This is a genomic window from Streptomyces sp. NPDC058470, from assembly GCF_042721055.1.
Classification (GTDB): Bacteria; Actinomycetota; Actinomycetes; order Streptomycetales; family Streptomycetaceae; genus Streptomyces.
The window spans coordinates 98,904-113,866 of the sequence record NZ_JBHXMF010000008.1 but is presented as its reverse complement, the minus strand read 5'-3'; the positions used below and the strand labels follow the sequence as shown (position 1 = coordinate 113,866).

At 68.5% G+C, this 14,963-nt stretch carries 17 protein-coding genes, 2 pseudogenes and 1 riboswitch; of the genes and pseudogenes, 11 read left to right on the top strand and 8 right to left on the bottom strand.

What is annotated here, in order from left to right; translation table 11 throughout:
* Window positions 1-391 precede the first annotated feature (391 nt).
* Window positions 392-670, bottom strand: coding sequence for a type II toxin-antitoxin system Phd/YefM family antitoxin (locus ACFWP7_RS08440; protein ID WP_384378024.1), 279 nt, complete (start codon window positions 668-670; stop codon window positions 392-394).
* A 176-nt stretch (window positions 671-846) separates the two neighbouring features.
* Here ACFWP7_RS08440 and ACFWP7_RS08435 point away from each other — a divergent pair, with 176 nt between their 5' ends.
* From ACFWP7_RS08435 to ACFWP7_RS08420, 4 genes are all read left to right on the top strand, one after another.
* Window positions 847-1,482: an ATP-dependent Clp protease proteolytic subunit gene (locus ACFWP7_RS08435; RefSeq protein WP_384378021.1), complete on the top strand. Its 636-nt coding sequence runs from the start codon at window positions 847-849 to the stop codon at window positions 1,480-1,482.
* A 7-nt stretch (window positions 1,483-1,489) separates the two neighbouring features.
* On the top strand, window positions 1,490-1,798 hold the full coding sequence (locus ACFWP7_RS08430) for a hypothetical protein (protein ID WP_384378017.1): 309 nt from the start codon (window positions 1,490-1,492) through the stop codon (window positions 1,796-1,798).
* A 597-nt stretch (window positions 1,799-2,395) separates the two neighbouring features.
* Window positions 2,396-2,560: riboswitch (cyclic di-AMP (ydaO/yuaA leader) on the top strand.
* A 3-nt stretch (window positions 2,561-2,563) separates the two neighbouring features.
* Window positions 2,564-3,037, top strand: a complete 474-nt coding sequence (locus ACFWP7_RS08425) for a C40 family peptidase (protein ID WP_384378014.1) — start codon at window positions 2,564-2,566, stop codon at window positions 3,035-3,037.
* Window positions 3,038-3,127: 90 nt separating this feature from the next.
* Entirely contained in the window at window positions 3,128-3,649 is a 522-nt protein-coding gene (locus tag ACFWP7_RS08420; protein WP_384378011.1) for a DUF6328 family protein, read from the top strand.
* 30 nt (window positions 3,650-3,679) lie between these two features.
* Here ACFWP7_RS08420 and ACFWP7_RS08415 read toward each other — a convergent pair whose 3' ends face one another.
* Complete coding sequence (locus tag ACFWP7_RS08415) at window positions 3,680-4,141, bottom strand: ATP-binding protein (RefSeq protein ID WP_384378008.1); 462 nt, start codon at window positions 4,139-4,141, stop codon at window positions 3,680-3,682.
* Window positions 4,142-4,353: 212 nt separating this feature from the next.
* Here ACFWP7_RS08415 and ACFWP7_RS08410 point away from each other — a divergent pair, with 212 nt between their 5' ends.
* Entirely contained in the window at window positions 4,354-5,211 is an 858-nt protein-coding gene (locus ACFWP7_RS08410) for a helix-turn-helix domain-containing protein (protein ID WP_384378005.1), read from the top strand.
* 9 nt (window positions 5,212-5,220) lie between these two features.
* Window positions 5,221-5,445, top strand: a complete 225-nt coding sequence (locus tag ACFWP7_RS08405; RefSeq protein WP_384378002.1) for a DUF397 domain-containing protein — start codon at window positions 5,221-5,223, stop codon at window positions 5,443-5,445.
* A gap of 63 nt (window positions 5,446-5,508) precedes the next feature.
* On the opposite strand, the gene ACFWP7_RS08400 is transcribed toward ACFWP7_RS08405, so the two are convergent.
* Window positions 5,509-6,633, bottom strand: a complete 1,125-nt coding sequence (locus tag ACFWP7_RS08400; RefSeq protein ID WP_384377999.1) for an 8-amino-7-oxononanoate synthase — start codon at window positions 6,631-6,633, stop codon at window positions 5,509-5,511.
* 286 nt (window positions 6,634-6,919) lie between these two features.
* Here ACFWP7_RS08400 and ACFWP7_RS08395 point away from each other — a divergent pair.
* Window positions 6,920-7,609, top strand: a pseudogene (locus ACFWP7_RS08395) (IS630 family transposase); the annotation flags it as partial.
* Window positions 7,610-7,664: 55 nt separating this feature from the next.
* The gene (locus ACFWP7_RS08390) at window positions 7,665-8,234 is read left to right on the top strand and encodes a maleylpyruvate isomerase N-terminal domain-containing protein (RefSeq protein ID WP_384377996.1); all 570 of its coding nucleotides are present in this window, start codon (window positions 7,665-7,667) and stop codon (window positions 8,232-8,234) included.
* A gap of 107 nt (window positions 8,235-8,341) precedes the next feature.
* Here ACFWP7_RS08390 and ACFWP7_RS08385 read toward each other — a convergent pair whose 3' ends face one another.
* On the bottom strand, window positions 8,342-8,920 hold the full coding sequence (locus tag ACFWP7_RS08385) for a peptidase inhibitor family I36 protein (RefSeq protein WP_384377993.1): 579 nt from the start codon (window positions 8,918-8,920) through the stop codon (window positions 8,342-8,344).
* Window positions 8,921-9,473: 553 nt separating this feature from the next.
* On the opposite strand from ACFWP7_RS08385, the gene ACFWP7_RS08380 reads away from it, so the two are divergent.
* The 3 genes and pseudogenes from ACFWP7_RS08380 to ACFWP7_RS08370 all read left to right on the top strand — a co-directional run.
* Complete coding sequence (locus ACFWP7_RS08380) at window positions 9,474-9,674, top strand: hypothetical protein (protein WP_384377990.1); 201 nt, start codon at window positions 9,474-9,476, stop codon at window positions 9,672-9,674.
* Window positions 9,671-10,150 (top strand): hypothetical protein, encoded by a 480-nt coding sequence (locus ACFWP7_RS08375; RefSeq protein WP_384377987.1) that lies wholly within the window; start codon window positions 9,671-9,673, stop codon window positions 10,148-10,150. The genes ACFWP7_RS08380 and ACFWP7_RS08375 overlap by 4 nt, the downstream gene beginning before the upstream one ends.
* Window positions 10,151-11,098: 948 nt before the next feature.
* Window positions 11,099-11,638, top strand: a pseudogene (locus ACFWP7_RS08370) (reverse transcriptase N-terminal domain-containing protein); the annotation flags it as partial.
* Window positions 11,639-11,754: 116 nt separating this feature from the next.
* Here the strand turns inward: ACFWP7_RS08370 and ACFWP7_RS08365 are convergent.
* From ACFWP7_RS08365 to ACFWP7_RS08350, 4 genes are all read right to left on the bottom strand, one after another.
* Entirely contained in the window at window positions 11,755-12,432 is a 678-nt protein-coding gene (locus tag ACFWP7_RS08365) for a transposase family protein (protein ID WP_384377984.1), read from the bottom strand.
* Window positions 12,433-13,084: 652 nt separating this feature from the next.
* Window positions 13,085-13,954 (bottom strand): DUF3592 domain-containing protein, encoded by an 870-nt coding sequence (locus ACFWP7_RS08360; RefSeq protein ID WP_384377981.1) that lies wholly within the window; start codon window positions 13,952-13,954, stop codon window positions 13,085-13,087.
* Window positions 13,955-14,051: 97 nt separating this feature from the next.
* Entirely contained in the window at window positions 14,052-14,552 is a 501-nt protein-coding gene (locus tag ACFWP7_RS08355) for a transposase family protein (RefSeq protein ID WP_384378248.1), read from the bottom strand.
* Complete coding sequence (locus tag ACFWP7_RS08350) at window positions 14,534-14,818, bottom strand: hypothetical protein (RefSeq protein ID WP_384378254.1); 285 nt, start codon at window positions 14,816-14,818, stop codon at window positions 14,534-14,536. The genes ACFWP7_RS08355 and ACFWP7_RS08350 overlap by 19 nt, the downstream gene beginning before the upstream one ends.
* Between the last annotated feature and the right edge of the window lie 145 nt (window positions 14,819-14,963).

The window sequence follows — 14,963 nt, the reverse complement described above, 5'->3', positions numbered from 1 at the left end:
GGCGGCTGGCCGGACCGGCCGCTGAGGCGGGTGCGCAGGGTCGGTTCCGTTCGCCGGGGGCACGGGATCGCGTGCCGCTCAGGCGGGGTGTCGTGGGGGCGGGTCAAGGTGCCGCGCCTCTTCATGCAGGGGCGGCCACGCCGGCCAGGTTCGGCGCACTGGTTCCGCGCCACCTCACGCAAGCGGGGCTACCCGCAGGGACAGCGTGCGTCTCTTCTCACAGCCGAACGTACGGAGACGGGGGCGGTATGCCAACTAGTCGGCACACCGACCCCCGCCTTCAGGCTGTTGCCTCGCCCTCTGGTTACCGCTGCGCCTTCCGGCTACCGCCCCAGCCGTCCGACTGCTCCCCCAGCCTTCCGACCACCGCTCCCGCCGAACGGCCCGGCGCCTACGACACGTTGGGCCCCCGGTGCTCCGCCGCGATGCCGAATCTCTGTCGCTCGCGCGGAGCGGGCGCGGTCTCGCGGACGCTGGAGTAGGAGCTGACCACCTGCTCGGCCGCGGGGTCCTGGAGTGCTTCGAGGCGTTCCAGGTCGGCGGCGGAGACCAGGGCGACGAGAGGCTTCCCGTGCCGCGTCACGACGACGCGCTCACCGCCGTACACCACGCGGTTGATCAGATCGGCGAGCTCAGCCCTGGCTTGCGTCACCGGAATCTCGTAGGCCATGCCCTCCAGCTTAGACCGGGCCCACACGCCTTCCGCTGAGAGCGATCTCCCCACCGAGCAACCGTACGTCCTGTACATTTTTTACAGACACCGATCAGACACCGATCAGACACCGATCAGACGCCGATCAGGGGTCGATCAGGGGTCGATCAGGTCGCCCGGAGGAGGCACGCGCCATGGACAACCCGTCCGCCCGTCATGTCCTGCCCGAATTCACCGAACGCACGAGTTCGGGCCAGCGGACGCTGGACCCGTACTCGAAGCTGTTCGAGGAGCGGATCGTGTTCCTCGGGACGCCGATCGACGACACCTCGGCGAACGACGTGATGGCGCAGTTCATGCACCTGGAGCACCTGGAGCCGGACCGGGACATCTCGCTGTACATCAACTCCCCCGGCGGCTCGTTCAGTGCGATGACGGCCCTCTACGACACGATGCGGTTCGTCGCCTGCGACGTGAAGACCATCTGCCTCGGGCAGGCCGCGTCGGCAGCGGCCGTGCTGCTGGCGGGCGGCACGCCGGGAAAACGGTTCGCCCTGCCGGGTGCCCGCGTCCTGATCCACCAGCCGTCGTTTCCCGAGCCGATCCAGGGGCAGGCTTCTGATCTGGCCATCCGGGCCGAGGAGTTGACGCGTACTCGGAGGATGCTGGAGGAGATGCTCGTGCGGCACACAGGTCAGAGTCCGGAGCGAGTCGCCGCGGACATCGAACGGGACAAGATCCTGGACGCGCCGGCGGCGCTGGCGTACGGACTGATCGACGGGGTCATCCCGAGCCGCAAGGCTCCTCTGCCCACACCCGGCGCGAGGTGAGCGGCCGATGGTCCCACCCGAACTACCCCCGCTGCCCGCGCTGACGCGCGCGGAAGCCGAGTTGATAGACCGTTACCTGGACGTGGTCGACCTGCTCGGCCGCATCAACCCGGCCCGCCCCGGTGACACCTACCGAGGCCTGAGGGCCGCTCAGGCGCTGGTGGCCAAGGCGACGGCGCTGCGGGACGCCCTCACGCTGATGCATCAGCGGGGCGAGAGCGAGGTGCACGCCCCGACCCTGGCACAGGCGCTGCGCGTCCTGGACGGCGAGCGGCGGGCGGCCCGCGTCGCCCTGCCGCCCGTTGTCGAGAATTGACGCAGCCGCGCAGGTCGGTTGACGCATCCGCCCCCAGGCCGCGGCACACGCCGGTCCCTTGACGCACCCACCCCGGGGTCGCCACACACGCCGGTCCCCTGACGCACCCACCCCCGGGGCCACCGCACACACCGGTCCGTTGACGCACCCACCCCCGGGGCCGCCACACACGCCGGCCCGTTGACGCACCCACGCCCCCGGGGCCGCCACACACGCCGGCCCGTTGACGCACCCACGCCCCCGGGCCGCCGTACACGCCCCTCCGCGAGGCGTCCGGCCCGGGCTTCAAACGGCCCGAATGGTGTACCCCCGGTTGGCGTAGACGCGGGTCATTCCTACGGCGCGGAGAAGTTGCGCAACGCGCGTAGCGTCGATGCGTATCTGAGCCCTCCGTTGCTGGTACGGGCGTCGTCGGACCTCTGGACACTCGCTCGAACGGCCGCGTGTCCACCCGAACGGGTGAGTGGTGAGTAAGCCCACAAATCACCGATTCCGCTCGGATTTTCCGACATCGATGCGTGAAGATCCCTTCCGACGACAAGCCCCCGCCGCACCGGCGGGGCGGTCCGGGCGGACGCCGAGTCCTGCCGCCGCCCGGATGACCGGTCGACAGATGTGCATCGGCAGGAGTGGAGGACCCAGCACGACGGGCCGCCGGAGAGATCCGGGCGGTCCTTGGGGTGAAGCCGCACCACGCGGCCGGGCTACTTCGCCAGCCCGAATCCGACAGGTCATCCTTCACAGGCGGTTGACGAAGGGTTGCGCATGACTGCGCTCAATCGTGTCCCGTCGCTGTGGACGAGGGCCGGGACGGCCTCGGCTCTCACCATCGCCGCCGTGGGCGGCAGCCTCGTGGTCCCGGGCGTCGCATCCGACGCCGAGGCGGCCACCCTGGCGACGAAGGCACTTCACGTCGCGGCTTCCAAGAAGGGCTCCCCGTACAAGTACGGGGCCGCTGGGCCGCGCCGCTTCGACTGCTCCGGGCTCACGCTCTACTCGTACAAGAAGGCGGGCAAGAAGCTGCCTCGTACGGCCGCGGCGCAGTACAACAAGACGCACCATGTCTCCGCCTCGAAACGCAAGGCCGGAGACCTGGTGTTCTTCCACTCGGGCCGGAGCGTGTACCACGTCGGCATCTATGCCGGGAAGGGAAAGATCTGGCACTCCCCGAAGTCGGGGGAGGTCGTGAAGCTCCAGAAGATCTGGACGAAGAGCGTCTGGTACGGGCGGGTCAGCTGACCCGTCCGTGGGGGGTGGCGGCGCACGCCGCCACCCCCTACGGGACGTGAAACAGGGCTTGAAACGGGACGGACCGGTTACTCGTCCACCATGGTGGAACAACGCCCCCGCACGGAGCGCGACGAGAAGCCGCTGGAGCGCGCCGACCGCAATTTCGCCGAGCTCCTCCAGGAACTGCGGGTCACCCAGACCGGCGTGCAGATCCTCTTCGCCTTCCTGCTGACGTTGGCCTTCACCCAGCGCTTCCCGTCGCTCGACACGACACAGCGGGCCATCTACGTCACGACGCTGCTGCTCGCGTTCCTGGCCGCCGCCCTCTTCACGGCGCCCGCCGCCCTGCACCGGGCGCTGTTCCAGCAGAACGCCAAACCCGCCATCGTGCGGGTCGCCTCCTCGCTGACCCACGTCGGCCTGTACGTGTTGATGCTGGCGTTCACCGGATCGGTGCTTCTCGTCGTCGACGTGACGTTGGGGCGCGGCGCCGGGATCGCCGCGGGCGCGGGAACTCTGGCTGTCTGTCTGATGCTGTGGGGCGTCCTGCCCCGGCTGGTGCGGCGCTACGTCACGTCCGCCACCGAGGGCCGAGGAGAAGGATCGGACCCCGCAGAGTGAGCACAGTGCCACTGCCCGTCTCCACGGCCCTCAGGACTCCTGTGGCCCCCCGGCTGTCACCACCGGCTCGGCCGGCGCCGTCCAGGGCAGTTCGATGGAGATGGTCTTGCCGCCTTCACGGGTGGGCCGGACGGTAAGCCTGCCGCCGCACTCCGCGGTCAGCCAGCGGATGATCACCATGCCGCGCCCGTTGTCCTGCTGGACGGCGGCGGGCAGTCGCTTGGGGAATCGCGGGTGGCTGTCGGTGACGCCGAGGCGCAGGTGTTCGTCCCGGTCGAGGCGGACGTCCACTCTGAAGGTGGGTGATTGCCCGAAAGTGTGCTGAACGGCGTTGGTGGCCAGTTCGGACACGATCAGGCGTACGGTGTCGGCGACTTCGGAGTCACTCGGCAGGCCCCATTCCGCCAGCACTTCGGCGACGAATTTCCGGGCCGCGGAGACCGAGGCTGGATCGCTCGGCAGAGTGACGGATGCTTCCTGGTGGTCTGCCATGGCGCGGTCGTCCCTTTCCCACGGGACCGGGGTCCGACACGGAGCGGATGGTTCGAGTACGGTCCCGGACTGGTGCTTCGCGCCAGACTGCCATTACCAGGCCTGTCACGGGTGCGATCCACCGAGATATGCATATATCTGTCGCTCGAAGCGGTGAACTCTGCGACGGAGGACCGTATTTGGGCGGCCCGGAAGGAGTAAGGAGTACGGCCATGCAGAACGGTCCCGCAGTACGCCGCCGCAAGCTCGGTGCCGAGCTGCGCTCGCTGCGCGTCGGCGCGGGTCTCACCAGCGGCGAGGCGGCCCGCCTCCTGGGCTGGCACCAGTCGAAGGTGAGCCGGATCGAGACCGGCACCAGCGGCGTCAAACCCCCCGACGTGGAACGGCTCCTGGACGCGTACGCCGTCGAGGAACCCGAGTTACGGGATCTCCTGGTCGTACTGGCGGGCGCTGAGGGCGACGGACGGCACCACTGGTGGCACGCCTACCGGGGTGTCCTGCCCCCGACGTACCGCGATTTCATCAGTCTGGAGTCCCAGGCCAGCGGAATGCGCACGCTGGAGACGTCCGTGGTGCCGGGGTTGCTGCAGACACCCGAGTACGCCCGTGCGGTGACGCAGGCCGCCGTAGGGGGACTTGAGGACGGCAAGCTCGACACGCTGGTCGAGGTGCGCCTGGCCCGGCAGGACGTGCTGCGTTCGAATCCGCCGCTGAAACTGAGCGCTGTTCTGGACGAGGCGGTGCTGCGCCGGGATGTCGGCGGCCCGGAGGTCATGGCTCGCCAGCTGCACCGGCTGCGGGAGGCCGCCACCCTGCCCCAAGTGCGGCTTCAGGTTCTGCCGTTCGGCGCCGGGGCTCACATCGGAGTCACAGGACCTTTCGTTATCTTCTCCTTTCCGAACACATCTGATCTGGATGTAGTTGTTCTAGACCACTTGACGAGTAGCCTCTATCTCGAACGGAAAGAAGACCTAGAGGCCTACAGCGAGGCCTTCAACGCCCTTCAGATCCAAGCCCTTTCGCCCGAGGACTCATTGGATTACATCGCCGTGATAGGTGACGGCGCGTAAGGAGGCACCATGTCTGCACTGCCTCGGTACGTACCTTCCAGTACTTCTCTGCACGACGTGCGCTGGCTGCGCAGCAGCCGTAGTACGGGAATGAACAACTGCGTCGAGACGGCCCGGCCGGGACCAGGACCCTGGTCCGGACTCGTGGCCGTCCGCGATTCCAAGAACACGGCAGGTCCCGCCCTGCTGTTCACCCCTGCCACCTGGGAGGGATTCATCGCCGGACTGAGCTGACCGTCATCGGACCGCGCTGGCCGTCGTCGGAGCGGACCGAGCGTCATCGCGCCGGACCGAGCATCATCGGGTTGCGCCGATCACCCGTACCGCGTGCTCGATCTGTACGTCGGTGAGGTCCGCGCGTGCGGTCAGCCTCAGCCGGGAGATGCCGTCGGGCACGGACGGTGGGCGGAAGCAGCCGACAGCGAGCCCCGCCTCGCGGCAGTCGGCGGCCCACCGCACGGCCCGTTCGGGGGACGGCGCACGCACGGAGACGACGGCGGCGTCCGGTCGTACCGCTTCCAGGCCTTCGGCCGTCAGGCCGCTGTGGAGCGCCGTCGCGACCGCGCGGGCCCGTGCCGCACGCTCCGGCTCGCGGCGCAGCAGTCGCAGCGCCGCGAGGGCCGCGCCCGCCGCCGCGGGCGCGAGACCGGTGTCGAAGATGAAGGTGCGCGCCGCGTTGACCAGGTGGTCGATCACCGGTGCGGGGCCGAGGACGGCGCCGCCCTGGCTGCCCAGCGCCTTGGACAGCGTGACCGTCACGACGACGTCCGGGGCGCCCGCGAGGCCCGCCGCCTGCGGAGCGCCCCGGCCGCCGTCGCCGAGCACGCCGAGTCCGTGCGCGTCGTCGACGATCAGCCCGGCCTCGAACTCCCGGCAGGCGGTGGCGAGATCGGCCAGCGGCGCCGCGTCCCCGTCCACCGAGAACACCGCGTCGGAGACGGCGACGGCGGGTCCCTTGTGGGTGCCGAGCGCCTTGCGTACGGCCTCGGGGTCGGTGTGCGCCACGACCTGTGTGGTGCCACGGGCCAGTCGGCAGCCGTCGATCAGCGATGCGTGGTTGCCCGCGTCCGAGACGACGAGGGAGCCGTGCGGCGCGAGCGCGGTGACGGCGGCGAGGTTGGCCGCGTATCCGGAGGAGAAGACGAGCGCGGACTCGAAGCCGCAGAAGTCGGCCAACTCGCGTTCGAGTTCGCCGTGGAGCTCGGTGGTGCCGGTGACGAGCCGGGAACCGGTGGCTCCGCCTCCCCATGTCCGCGCGGCGGCCCCGGCGGCCTCGGTGATCTCCGGGTGGCGGGCGAGTCCGAGGTAGTCGTTGCTCGCGAGATCGAGCAGGGGGGAGTCGGCGGGGCGCGGGCGCAGGGTGCGGACGAGTCCGGCCCGACGGCGCGCCTGAGCCTGCTCGTCGATCCAGCCGAACGCCATGGGTCCTCCTCCGGACCGGAGGGACGGGAGTTGTGCCACCGGTGTTCGTGCGAGCCGTGGTTTCTGTATGCCGCGGTTCTTTGTGGGCCGTGGCTTTTGTAGGCAGTGCACAGACCCTAGCGGCCGTCCCAGCCACCCAGGATGTGGCAATACCCACACCTGGTTTTATCAAGCAAGGAGAAGCACCAGGTCAGAGCGACTATCACACCCTAGATCTAAGATCGCTTCTCACGGCCGCGTCCAGGGAAGCCAACTTGCCGAGTGCGTCACGAGCCGCCCCAAGGGCCGTGGCATCACCTTCCAGCGCACCAAGACCTGGAAGGAATCGCCCGACCCCGAGCGTGACGCCAAGCTCGACCGCATCGAGCACGTGAAGGGACGCTTCCCGGACCGAGTGTTCGCCTTCGACGAGTTCGGGCCGCTGGGGATCCGGCCCACCGCGGGCTCCTGCTGGGCGAAGCAGGGCAAGCACGACCGCCTGCCGGCGATGTACTACCGCACCCATGGCGTCACCTACTTCCACGGCTGCTACTCCGTCGGCGACGACCAGCTGTGGGGCGTCAACCGCCGCCGCAAAGGCACCGCCAACACCCTGGCCGCGCTGAAGTCGATCCGCGCCGCCTGCCCCGACGGCGCCCCGATCTACATCATCCTGGACAACCTCTCCGCCCACACCGGCGCGGACATCCGCCGCTGGGCGAAGAAGAACAAGGTTGAGCTGTACTTCACCCCGACCTACGCCTCCTGGGCCAACCCGATCGAGGCCCACTTCGGCCCGCTGCGGCAGTTCACCCTGGCCAACTCCCACCATCGCAGCCATCCCGCGCAGACCCGGGCTCTGCACCGCTACCTGCGCTGGCGCAATGCCAACGCCCGCCATCCCGACGTACTCGCCGCACAACGCCGAGAGCATGCCCGCATCCGCAGCGAGAAGGGCATCCGCTGGGGCGGACGTGCCAGATGCCCGGCGGCGTGAAGGATCGACAACCGGCGCAGCCCACTCCCACCACACGGACCGCAAGGAGCTCTGCATGGACCACAAAGACGTCGACGCCGCCGTGGCAGAGATGCTGCGAGTACTCGGCCCCCATACCGCCGAGGACTGGACGGTGCCAGCGGGGCCACTCCAATGGACTTGCTGGCAAACAGCAGCCCACATCGGCCACGACCTGCTGGCCTACGCAGGGCAGCTGGCAGCACAGCCCACCGACGCCTACCTTCCCATCGACCTGAACGTTCGCCCCACTGCCTCGCCCGCCGAAGTACTCCAGGCCGTCACCGCCTGCGGCGGACTGCTCAGCAGCGCCCTGGCCACAGCCAACCCGACCCTGAGGGCCTGGCACTGGGGCCCGTGCGACCCCGAAGGGTTCGCCGCGATGGGCGTCGCCGAAATCCTGCTGCACGCCTACGACATCACGCAGGGACTGTCCGTGAACTGGCTGCCACCAGCACCACTGAGCGCAGCAGTACTCAACCGGCTCTTCCCCGCCGCCCCGCCCGGAGACCCCACTCAGGTACTCCTCTGGTGCACCGGCCGCGGAGAACTCGACGGCCTCCCTCGCCAAACCTCATGGAGGTGGGAAGCAGCACGATCGGACTGATCGAGCTGACCCCGGCGAACGTTCCCGGTCACAGCACTAGCTACTCGTTACAGGCTGTTCGATCCTGCCGCAGAGAGTGCATCCCCCGGCCGGCCTTTCGTCCTTCGCTACTTCTCCCAGCCGCTGTGGAGTTCTTTCCCGATGAACTCTTTGTCGGTGGTGAGCTTCAGGAGCCCGATGGAGCCCGCGCGGTCGTTCATGCGGACGGACGCGTGCTCGAACTTGTAGACGTCCTCGCCCTGGGCGGTGGTGGTGTGGGAGATGAGGCGGCGTCCGCCGTTGTCCTCGGTCACATCGCTCAGGTTGGCGAGCTTGCGGCCGGGGCTGATGGAGATGAGGTCGGTGCTCTGGTTGAGAGTCCACTGGTCACGCAGGTTGACCAGGTAGAGCTTGGTGTTGTTGTAGGCGGAGCGGCCCTTGCGCGCGGGCGGCCGGCCGTCGAGGTTGTACTCGACTTGCCGGGCGTCCCCGTTGTTCCCGAAGAGCCAGATCCGGGCAGGCCCGGAGGCGTTGTACTGCTCGTGTTCGTAAAGGCACAGGTGCGCGGTGGGACAGGCGGCGAGTCCCTGCGCGGTCTTCACCAGGATCTCAGGAGTGGGAGCGGGCGCTGCGGTGCTGTTCCCAGGGAGGGCCAGGGGCAGCGCGGCCGCGGCGAGGACAGCGGCCAGCACGGTACGGATCTTCATGCCCGGCCTAACGGCCCCGGCCGGTCGCGGCGGTGGGCATCGTGATGGTGTTGGGGTTGCTGCCGCAGGGTGCGGTCGGTTCGCGTCGCACGTCGGGGCTGTGGGATTCCGGCCCGTTGTCGGGTACGCCCATTGCGACCGTGTCGTTGAGGTTGACACCAAAGTCATTCCGTCGCGTAGAGAAGTTAATCGGATGCGCAAAGTGACGAATAGAGGGCCGGAGAGGTGTCCACACGAACGAGTCACAACGCCGCCGCAAACCTGTCATCCGTGGCGTGAGCTGCGGAAACGCTCCAAGGCGTGCACCCGGCGCAGCGGACCCAAGTGACGGGCCTCGCAGCGAAGTCGGTTCCCCGGTTCCCGGCCGGTATCCGGGGAAGGCAGGGGCCGCAGCCCGTCGGGCGGATCGGTTGGCTGATCGCCGCCGGGCGCCGGGCGTCCCGTCTCGTTCGATGTCGTCGGCCGGCCTTGTTCCTGGGTCCAACGGCGAGGTGCGGTGGGACGAGGTATCGCGCGACCGGACGGCATGGTCGCGGGAGGAGCCGGGTAAGGCGTGTCCGTGTTGTCCCTACCTGAGTACACCTGTGCCCTGCGAGACCGCTTCGCCGCCGACGGCTACCTGCCCCTGCCCCTGCCCGCGCTGATGCCACCCGAGGTGTTGCCCGTCCTCGACGGCGAGGTGCGACGGCTAGGAAAACTTGCCGTACGGCGGGACTTCGCCATGGATGCACGGATCGCTCGCCCCGCCACATGACCACCCTCGGCGGCCACGTCATCGCCCGGGAGTCCGAACTGATCCTGCAGCTGTACCGCGACGAGCACCTGCTCGGCTTGTTCGGCCGGATCGCGGGTATTCAGGCCGTCCCGGTGAGTGACCCGCTCGAACGGCACGTCATCAACAGCCTCCACCAGCAAGGAGACACCCACGTCGCGCACACCGACGACTACCCCCTGGCTCTGGTGCTGTTCACCGAAGCACCAGCCGACCCCGCCCACGGCGGACTGCTGGAATACGTCCCCCACACCATCGACCTGGACACCCTGCAGACCGACACCGTCCGCCGGGCCCAGCACCGGCACGGCGAGGGCTACCTGCTGCGCAGCGACACCACCGTCCACCGCGTCACCCCGCTGCGCCGCCCCGGCCCGCGCCGTACAGTCCTCAACTTCGCCTACACCACAGCGGACCGGCAACGGGCTGTGACGCCTTCCGCCTCCCAGCTGTACTGACCACAGCGCCACCGTCCTGCGCCGTCCCGGTCCCCGCGCTGGAGAACCTCGCGACCGCTGGTCATCGAAGTTGTCGCGGATCTCCAGGGCGGGAGCGCCGCATGGGCGAGTGTGTGGCGCACCGTGTTGAAGATGAACCGGTCGGTGTGCTCGACCCCTTCTTCGAACTGGGAGGGAACTCCTTGCTCCTCATCCACGTTGATGCTGCCTGGAGTCGCATCAACCTAGCCTGCGATCCAGCGCAGTTGGCGTTCAAGGACCTTGTGGAACCAACCTCCGGAGAGTGCGACACGAAGTCGCACCAGAGAAGTAAGGACAGCCAGATGAAGGAGAGATAGAGGGCTGGACTTCGAGCCAGTATCCAGGCTCGTCCCCGCGCTCACATGCGTCGCTGGCAACGGCGGGGTGGAGCTGAGCGTTCAAGCCCAAGGGCACCTCGGCCATCGAGGAGCTACAGGTGAGGGGAAGGTTGGACGGGCGAACGAAAGTGAACCCTTGATCATGCCCCGTGAGGTTGAGGCTGCGCGATGGCGTGTATGCGGCAGTCGTAGGACCCGCGTGTTGGAAGGCACGGAGCGCCCCCTGGGGATCTCATTCCAGGGGCGGATACCGCTGGTCCCGGGGTAGAGAGGGCGCCCTCCCCAGCCGCATCTTCCTGGTGCGGAACGTGGAAACCCCGTCGGGGTCCAGGCCAACGGCCTGGTAGGCCGGCCGTAAGGAGAGTTGAACTCCCCGGCGGGAACAGGATGACCCAAGAAGCGAATGTCGGCGGGCCGAAAGGCCAGAGGAAAACGGGAAGCTGGGGTCTTCACCCGCTCCCGTACAACTCGCCGGATACGGGCCCTGGGGCCCGGCCTGAAAGGGCGCCCACGTGGGTCAGGTGAACCTTTGAAGGCTCCGACGCAAAGACACCGGAACCAAGGGACAAGTTAGACACCGGAGGCGCACATGCAGGACACAGCCAAGGCTGAGCCCCATGCGGCTGCGGGGAACGGACCCGAGGACGGGACTCTCGACTGGCACTGCATCGACTGGGCTCAGTGCGAAGAGAACGTACGGCGTTTGAGGCAGAGGATCTTCAAGGCGACGCAGGAAGGGGACCTGGAGAAGGTCCGTAACTTGCAGAAGCTCATGCTGCGCAGCCGCAGCAACACGCTGATCAGCGTGAAGCGGGTCACGCAGCAAAGCAGTGGCCGCAAGACCCCTGGCATCGACGGGCACCTCGCCCTCACTCCTGAGGCGAGGGGGAGGTTGGCGGCCTCCGTTCAGCGGTCGTCGAAGCCTTGGCAGGCCAGGCCGGTCAAGCGAGTGTTCATCCCGAAGAGCAACGGGAAACAGCGACCACTCGGTATCCCGGTCATCCGTGACCGGGTGCTCCAGGCCCGCGTGAAGAACGCGCTGGAACCTGAGTGGGAAGCGCGGGTCGAGCCGAGGTCCTATGGCTTCCGGCCCGCCCGCAGCTGCCAGGACGCCATTGCGGCGATCTACTGAGGTAGCGCCATCTTGATTTCCGCTGTTCAGGGGTCCTTCCGTGGAGGTCGTTCGGGTTGCTCGCGCTGGTCGTCAGCGGCAGTCTGGGGTGTAGATCGTTTGTCAGCGTGACATCAGCGGCTGACTTCGATGTTGGTCAGGACGAGCAGGGCACGCAGGAGGTGGGTGGCGCGGGCGGGGTCGTTGCGAAGCTTGGTGAGGGTCCGCCAGTTCTTGAGGTGCGCGAAGCCGCGCTCGACCGGGGCTCGTCCGGCGGCCAGGATCCGGTTGGCTTCCTTCTGGCCGGGGCTGAGTTTGCGGACGCGGGTGGCCTTGAAGCCGGTGACGATGACCAGGTCATCGGGGTCGTCAGGCTTGTCGACGCCGAGGAAGCCGAGGTCGGCGAGTGCGCCGAGGCTCGCTGCCTTCAGGTGCTCGACGAGCTGGTTGCGGTGGGCGGCGGTGGCGTCGTGGGTGCGGCCGGGCCGGCCCGCGGAGATCCAGATCAGGCGGCCCTTCTCGTCAGTGAGGGCGAGGAAGTGCAGGCCGTGGCGTTGGTGTTTCCCGGAGTAGTTCTTCCGGTTGGCGGTTCCGGTGCGGCACTGGGTGGGGACGAGGGTGCCTTCGACCAGGACGACCTCCCCGCCCCGCTTGGCGATCTTCTTCAGAGCGCGGTCCAGACGCGGGGCCTTCGCGGCGAGCAGGCCGATCACCTCGTCGCGCCAGCGGCGGACGGTGCTGGCGGAGACCTGGTTGCCGCTGGCCATGTCAGCCAGGCGCTCATCGTGGCGGAGCACGGCCAGCACGATCACGGCGACCTCCCGGGCGGCAGGGCCCGCCAGCGCGAACCTATCGTTTTCAGGTGGCGCCTGAGCAGGTCGGCGAGGTGGTTGACGGACCGCGTGGACAACGACAGGCGGCACTGGTAGCCAAGCGAAACGGTGCCCTCGGCGGGATCATTGGTTTTCGTCACACAATTCCAACGGCGGCAGGGGGCAACCCGGTTACGGCCCCGACCGGGTGTTGGGCAGGACCAGATCGCGGTGACGGGCGGACGGTGAACTTTCCGTCGGGGCGTTTGTGCAGCCAGCCGCGGTCGGCGAGCTCGGTCATCATGGCGCGCGACGGCTCCAGCTTGCCGCACACCCTCCCCGCGATCCCGTGGCGTACCGGCCCGGTGACGGATCGTAGGAGCGGCACTGCGGCGAGCGCAGCAGAACCCGAGGACGTCCCCGGCCGAACGGGCAGGCGATCTTGACGGGAGTCATCCGTCCGCAGCCAGTCCGGGCACCCCGCCCGTGTACACCGGACCCGCGACCAGCGACAGTGTGGGCAGGTCGACTTACCGAAATGCCAAGGCCACCGTTCCAGTCGACGGCGACTGGTCGGGTTCGGGGCGAGCGCGGGGCTGTGCGCGGGGTGGGCGTCGCCGCGGAACCGACCGCCCGGCCCGTCTTGTGGGGCTCAGAGTAGAGCGTGCATGCCGGCCAGCGTCACGATCGCGCCCCAGGCGATCGTCACGACGATCCACGCGATCACCGTGCGGTGAGGATCGGAATCGTAGGGTGGGGCGAAGGCGAAGGTCGCGGGGTCCTCGGGGCTGTAGCGGACGGACAGCCGGGTCCCGAGGGGGACGTCGTCGTGGTGGGTCAGGCCGGCGGGGCCGATGCCGATGACCGTCAAACCCTCGTGCGTGATGAAGGTGACGACGGCGGTGTAGGTGTATGTGGTGATTTCCTCGTTGTGGTGGGCGTCGCGCATGAGGGAGACGACCTCAGCGGGAACGGTCGGTGCACCGTCGAGCAGAGCCCGGCGACGCCCTCGCCGCCGGATGGCGCCGACGCAGGCGCATGCGAGGAGGACGGTCAGGCCATCGCCGAAACCGAGCAGGGCCCAGCCGTAACTGTGGTGCTGGACGGTCGTGAAACGCACGAGCAGGACGGCCGCACAGAGCACCGCGGCCCAGAACGCGCCGGCCAGCTCCTGTCCCCTGCTGACCGGCGAGCTCTGCACGCGGAACCGGGAGGGTTCTCCCGACGGGAAACGCACCCAGACCGGCCGGCCCGCCCAGGCGACGTACAGCGCGCCGTTCTTCCCGCCGGCCGTTCGCAGGGTCAGCTCCTGCGCAGTCGACGGGTCCTGGAAGGCCACGGCCACCGGCAGGCCGTGCGTTCGATCCGTCTCGGGCGGCGGTACGTCGACCCGCACGACCCGGGAGCCGACGGAGCGCGCCACCGGGTCCGAGGTGAACCCTGTCGCGTACCAGACCGCCTCCACCAGCGCCCACGCGCCGAAGCCGGCGGCCAACAGCAGCAACAATGCGTTTCCTGACATTCGCCAATCCCCCGCCTCGCCACACGTGAGGTCGAACTCTGTCCACAACGGCGAAAGCCTTCCATTTGCTGGACTGGAAGTCATCAGTGAGCCTGCGCTATCTTGAAAGTCGCTGGTCAAGTGGCCTTCCGTGATGTCCGGTCGGGGTGCTGATCGTGGGCGGTTGTCTGCGCCGAAGATCACCTGTCACTTGTCCGCGGTGGACTTCGAGGTTCGTCTGGACGAGCAGTGCGCGCAGGAGGTGGGTGGCGCGGGCGGGGTCGGTGCGGAGCTTGGTGAGCGTGCGCCAGTTCTTGAGGTGCGCGAAGCCGTGTTCGACGGGGGCATGTCCGGCGGCCAGGGCCCGGTTGGCGTCCTTTTCGCAGGTGGTGAGCTTGCGGTAGCGGGTGGCCTTGAAGCCGGTGACGACCACGGGGTCGTCCGGGTCGTCGTCCAGTCCGAGGAAGCCAAGGTCCGCGAGGGCTCCGAGGGCGGCGGCGCGGAGTTGGGCCAGGAGGTGGTCGCGGCGGGCGGCGGTGATGTCGTGGGTGCGGCCGGGCCGGGCCGCGGAGATCCAGATCAGGGGGCCCTTCTCGTCGGTCAGGGCGAGGAAGTACAGGCCATGGGTGTGGTGTCTGCCGGAGTAGTTCGGGCGGTTCGCTTTCCGGTGCGGCGCTGGGTGGGTACAAGGGTGCCGTCGACCAGGATGACTTCCCCGCCCCGCTTGGCGATCTTCTTCAGGGCGCGGTCCAGGCGCGGGGCCTGCGGAGCGAGCAGAGAGATCATCTCGTCGCGCCAGCGGCGGACGGTGGTGGCGGAGATGTCGTTGCCGCCGGCCATGTCGGCTAGCCGCTGGTCGTGCCGGAGCACGGCCAGCACGATCACGGCGATTTTCCTCGGAGTTCGGGTCCGCCACCTCGAACCTATCGCCTTCAGGTGACGCCTGAGCAGGTCTGCGAGGTGGTTGACGGACCGCGCGGACAGCGACAGACGGCACTGATACACATGGGACACGGTGCTCTCGGCGTGC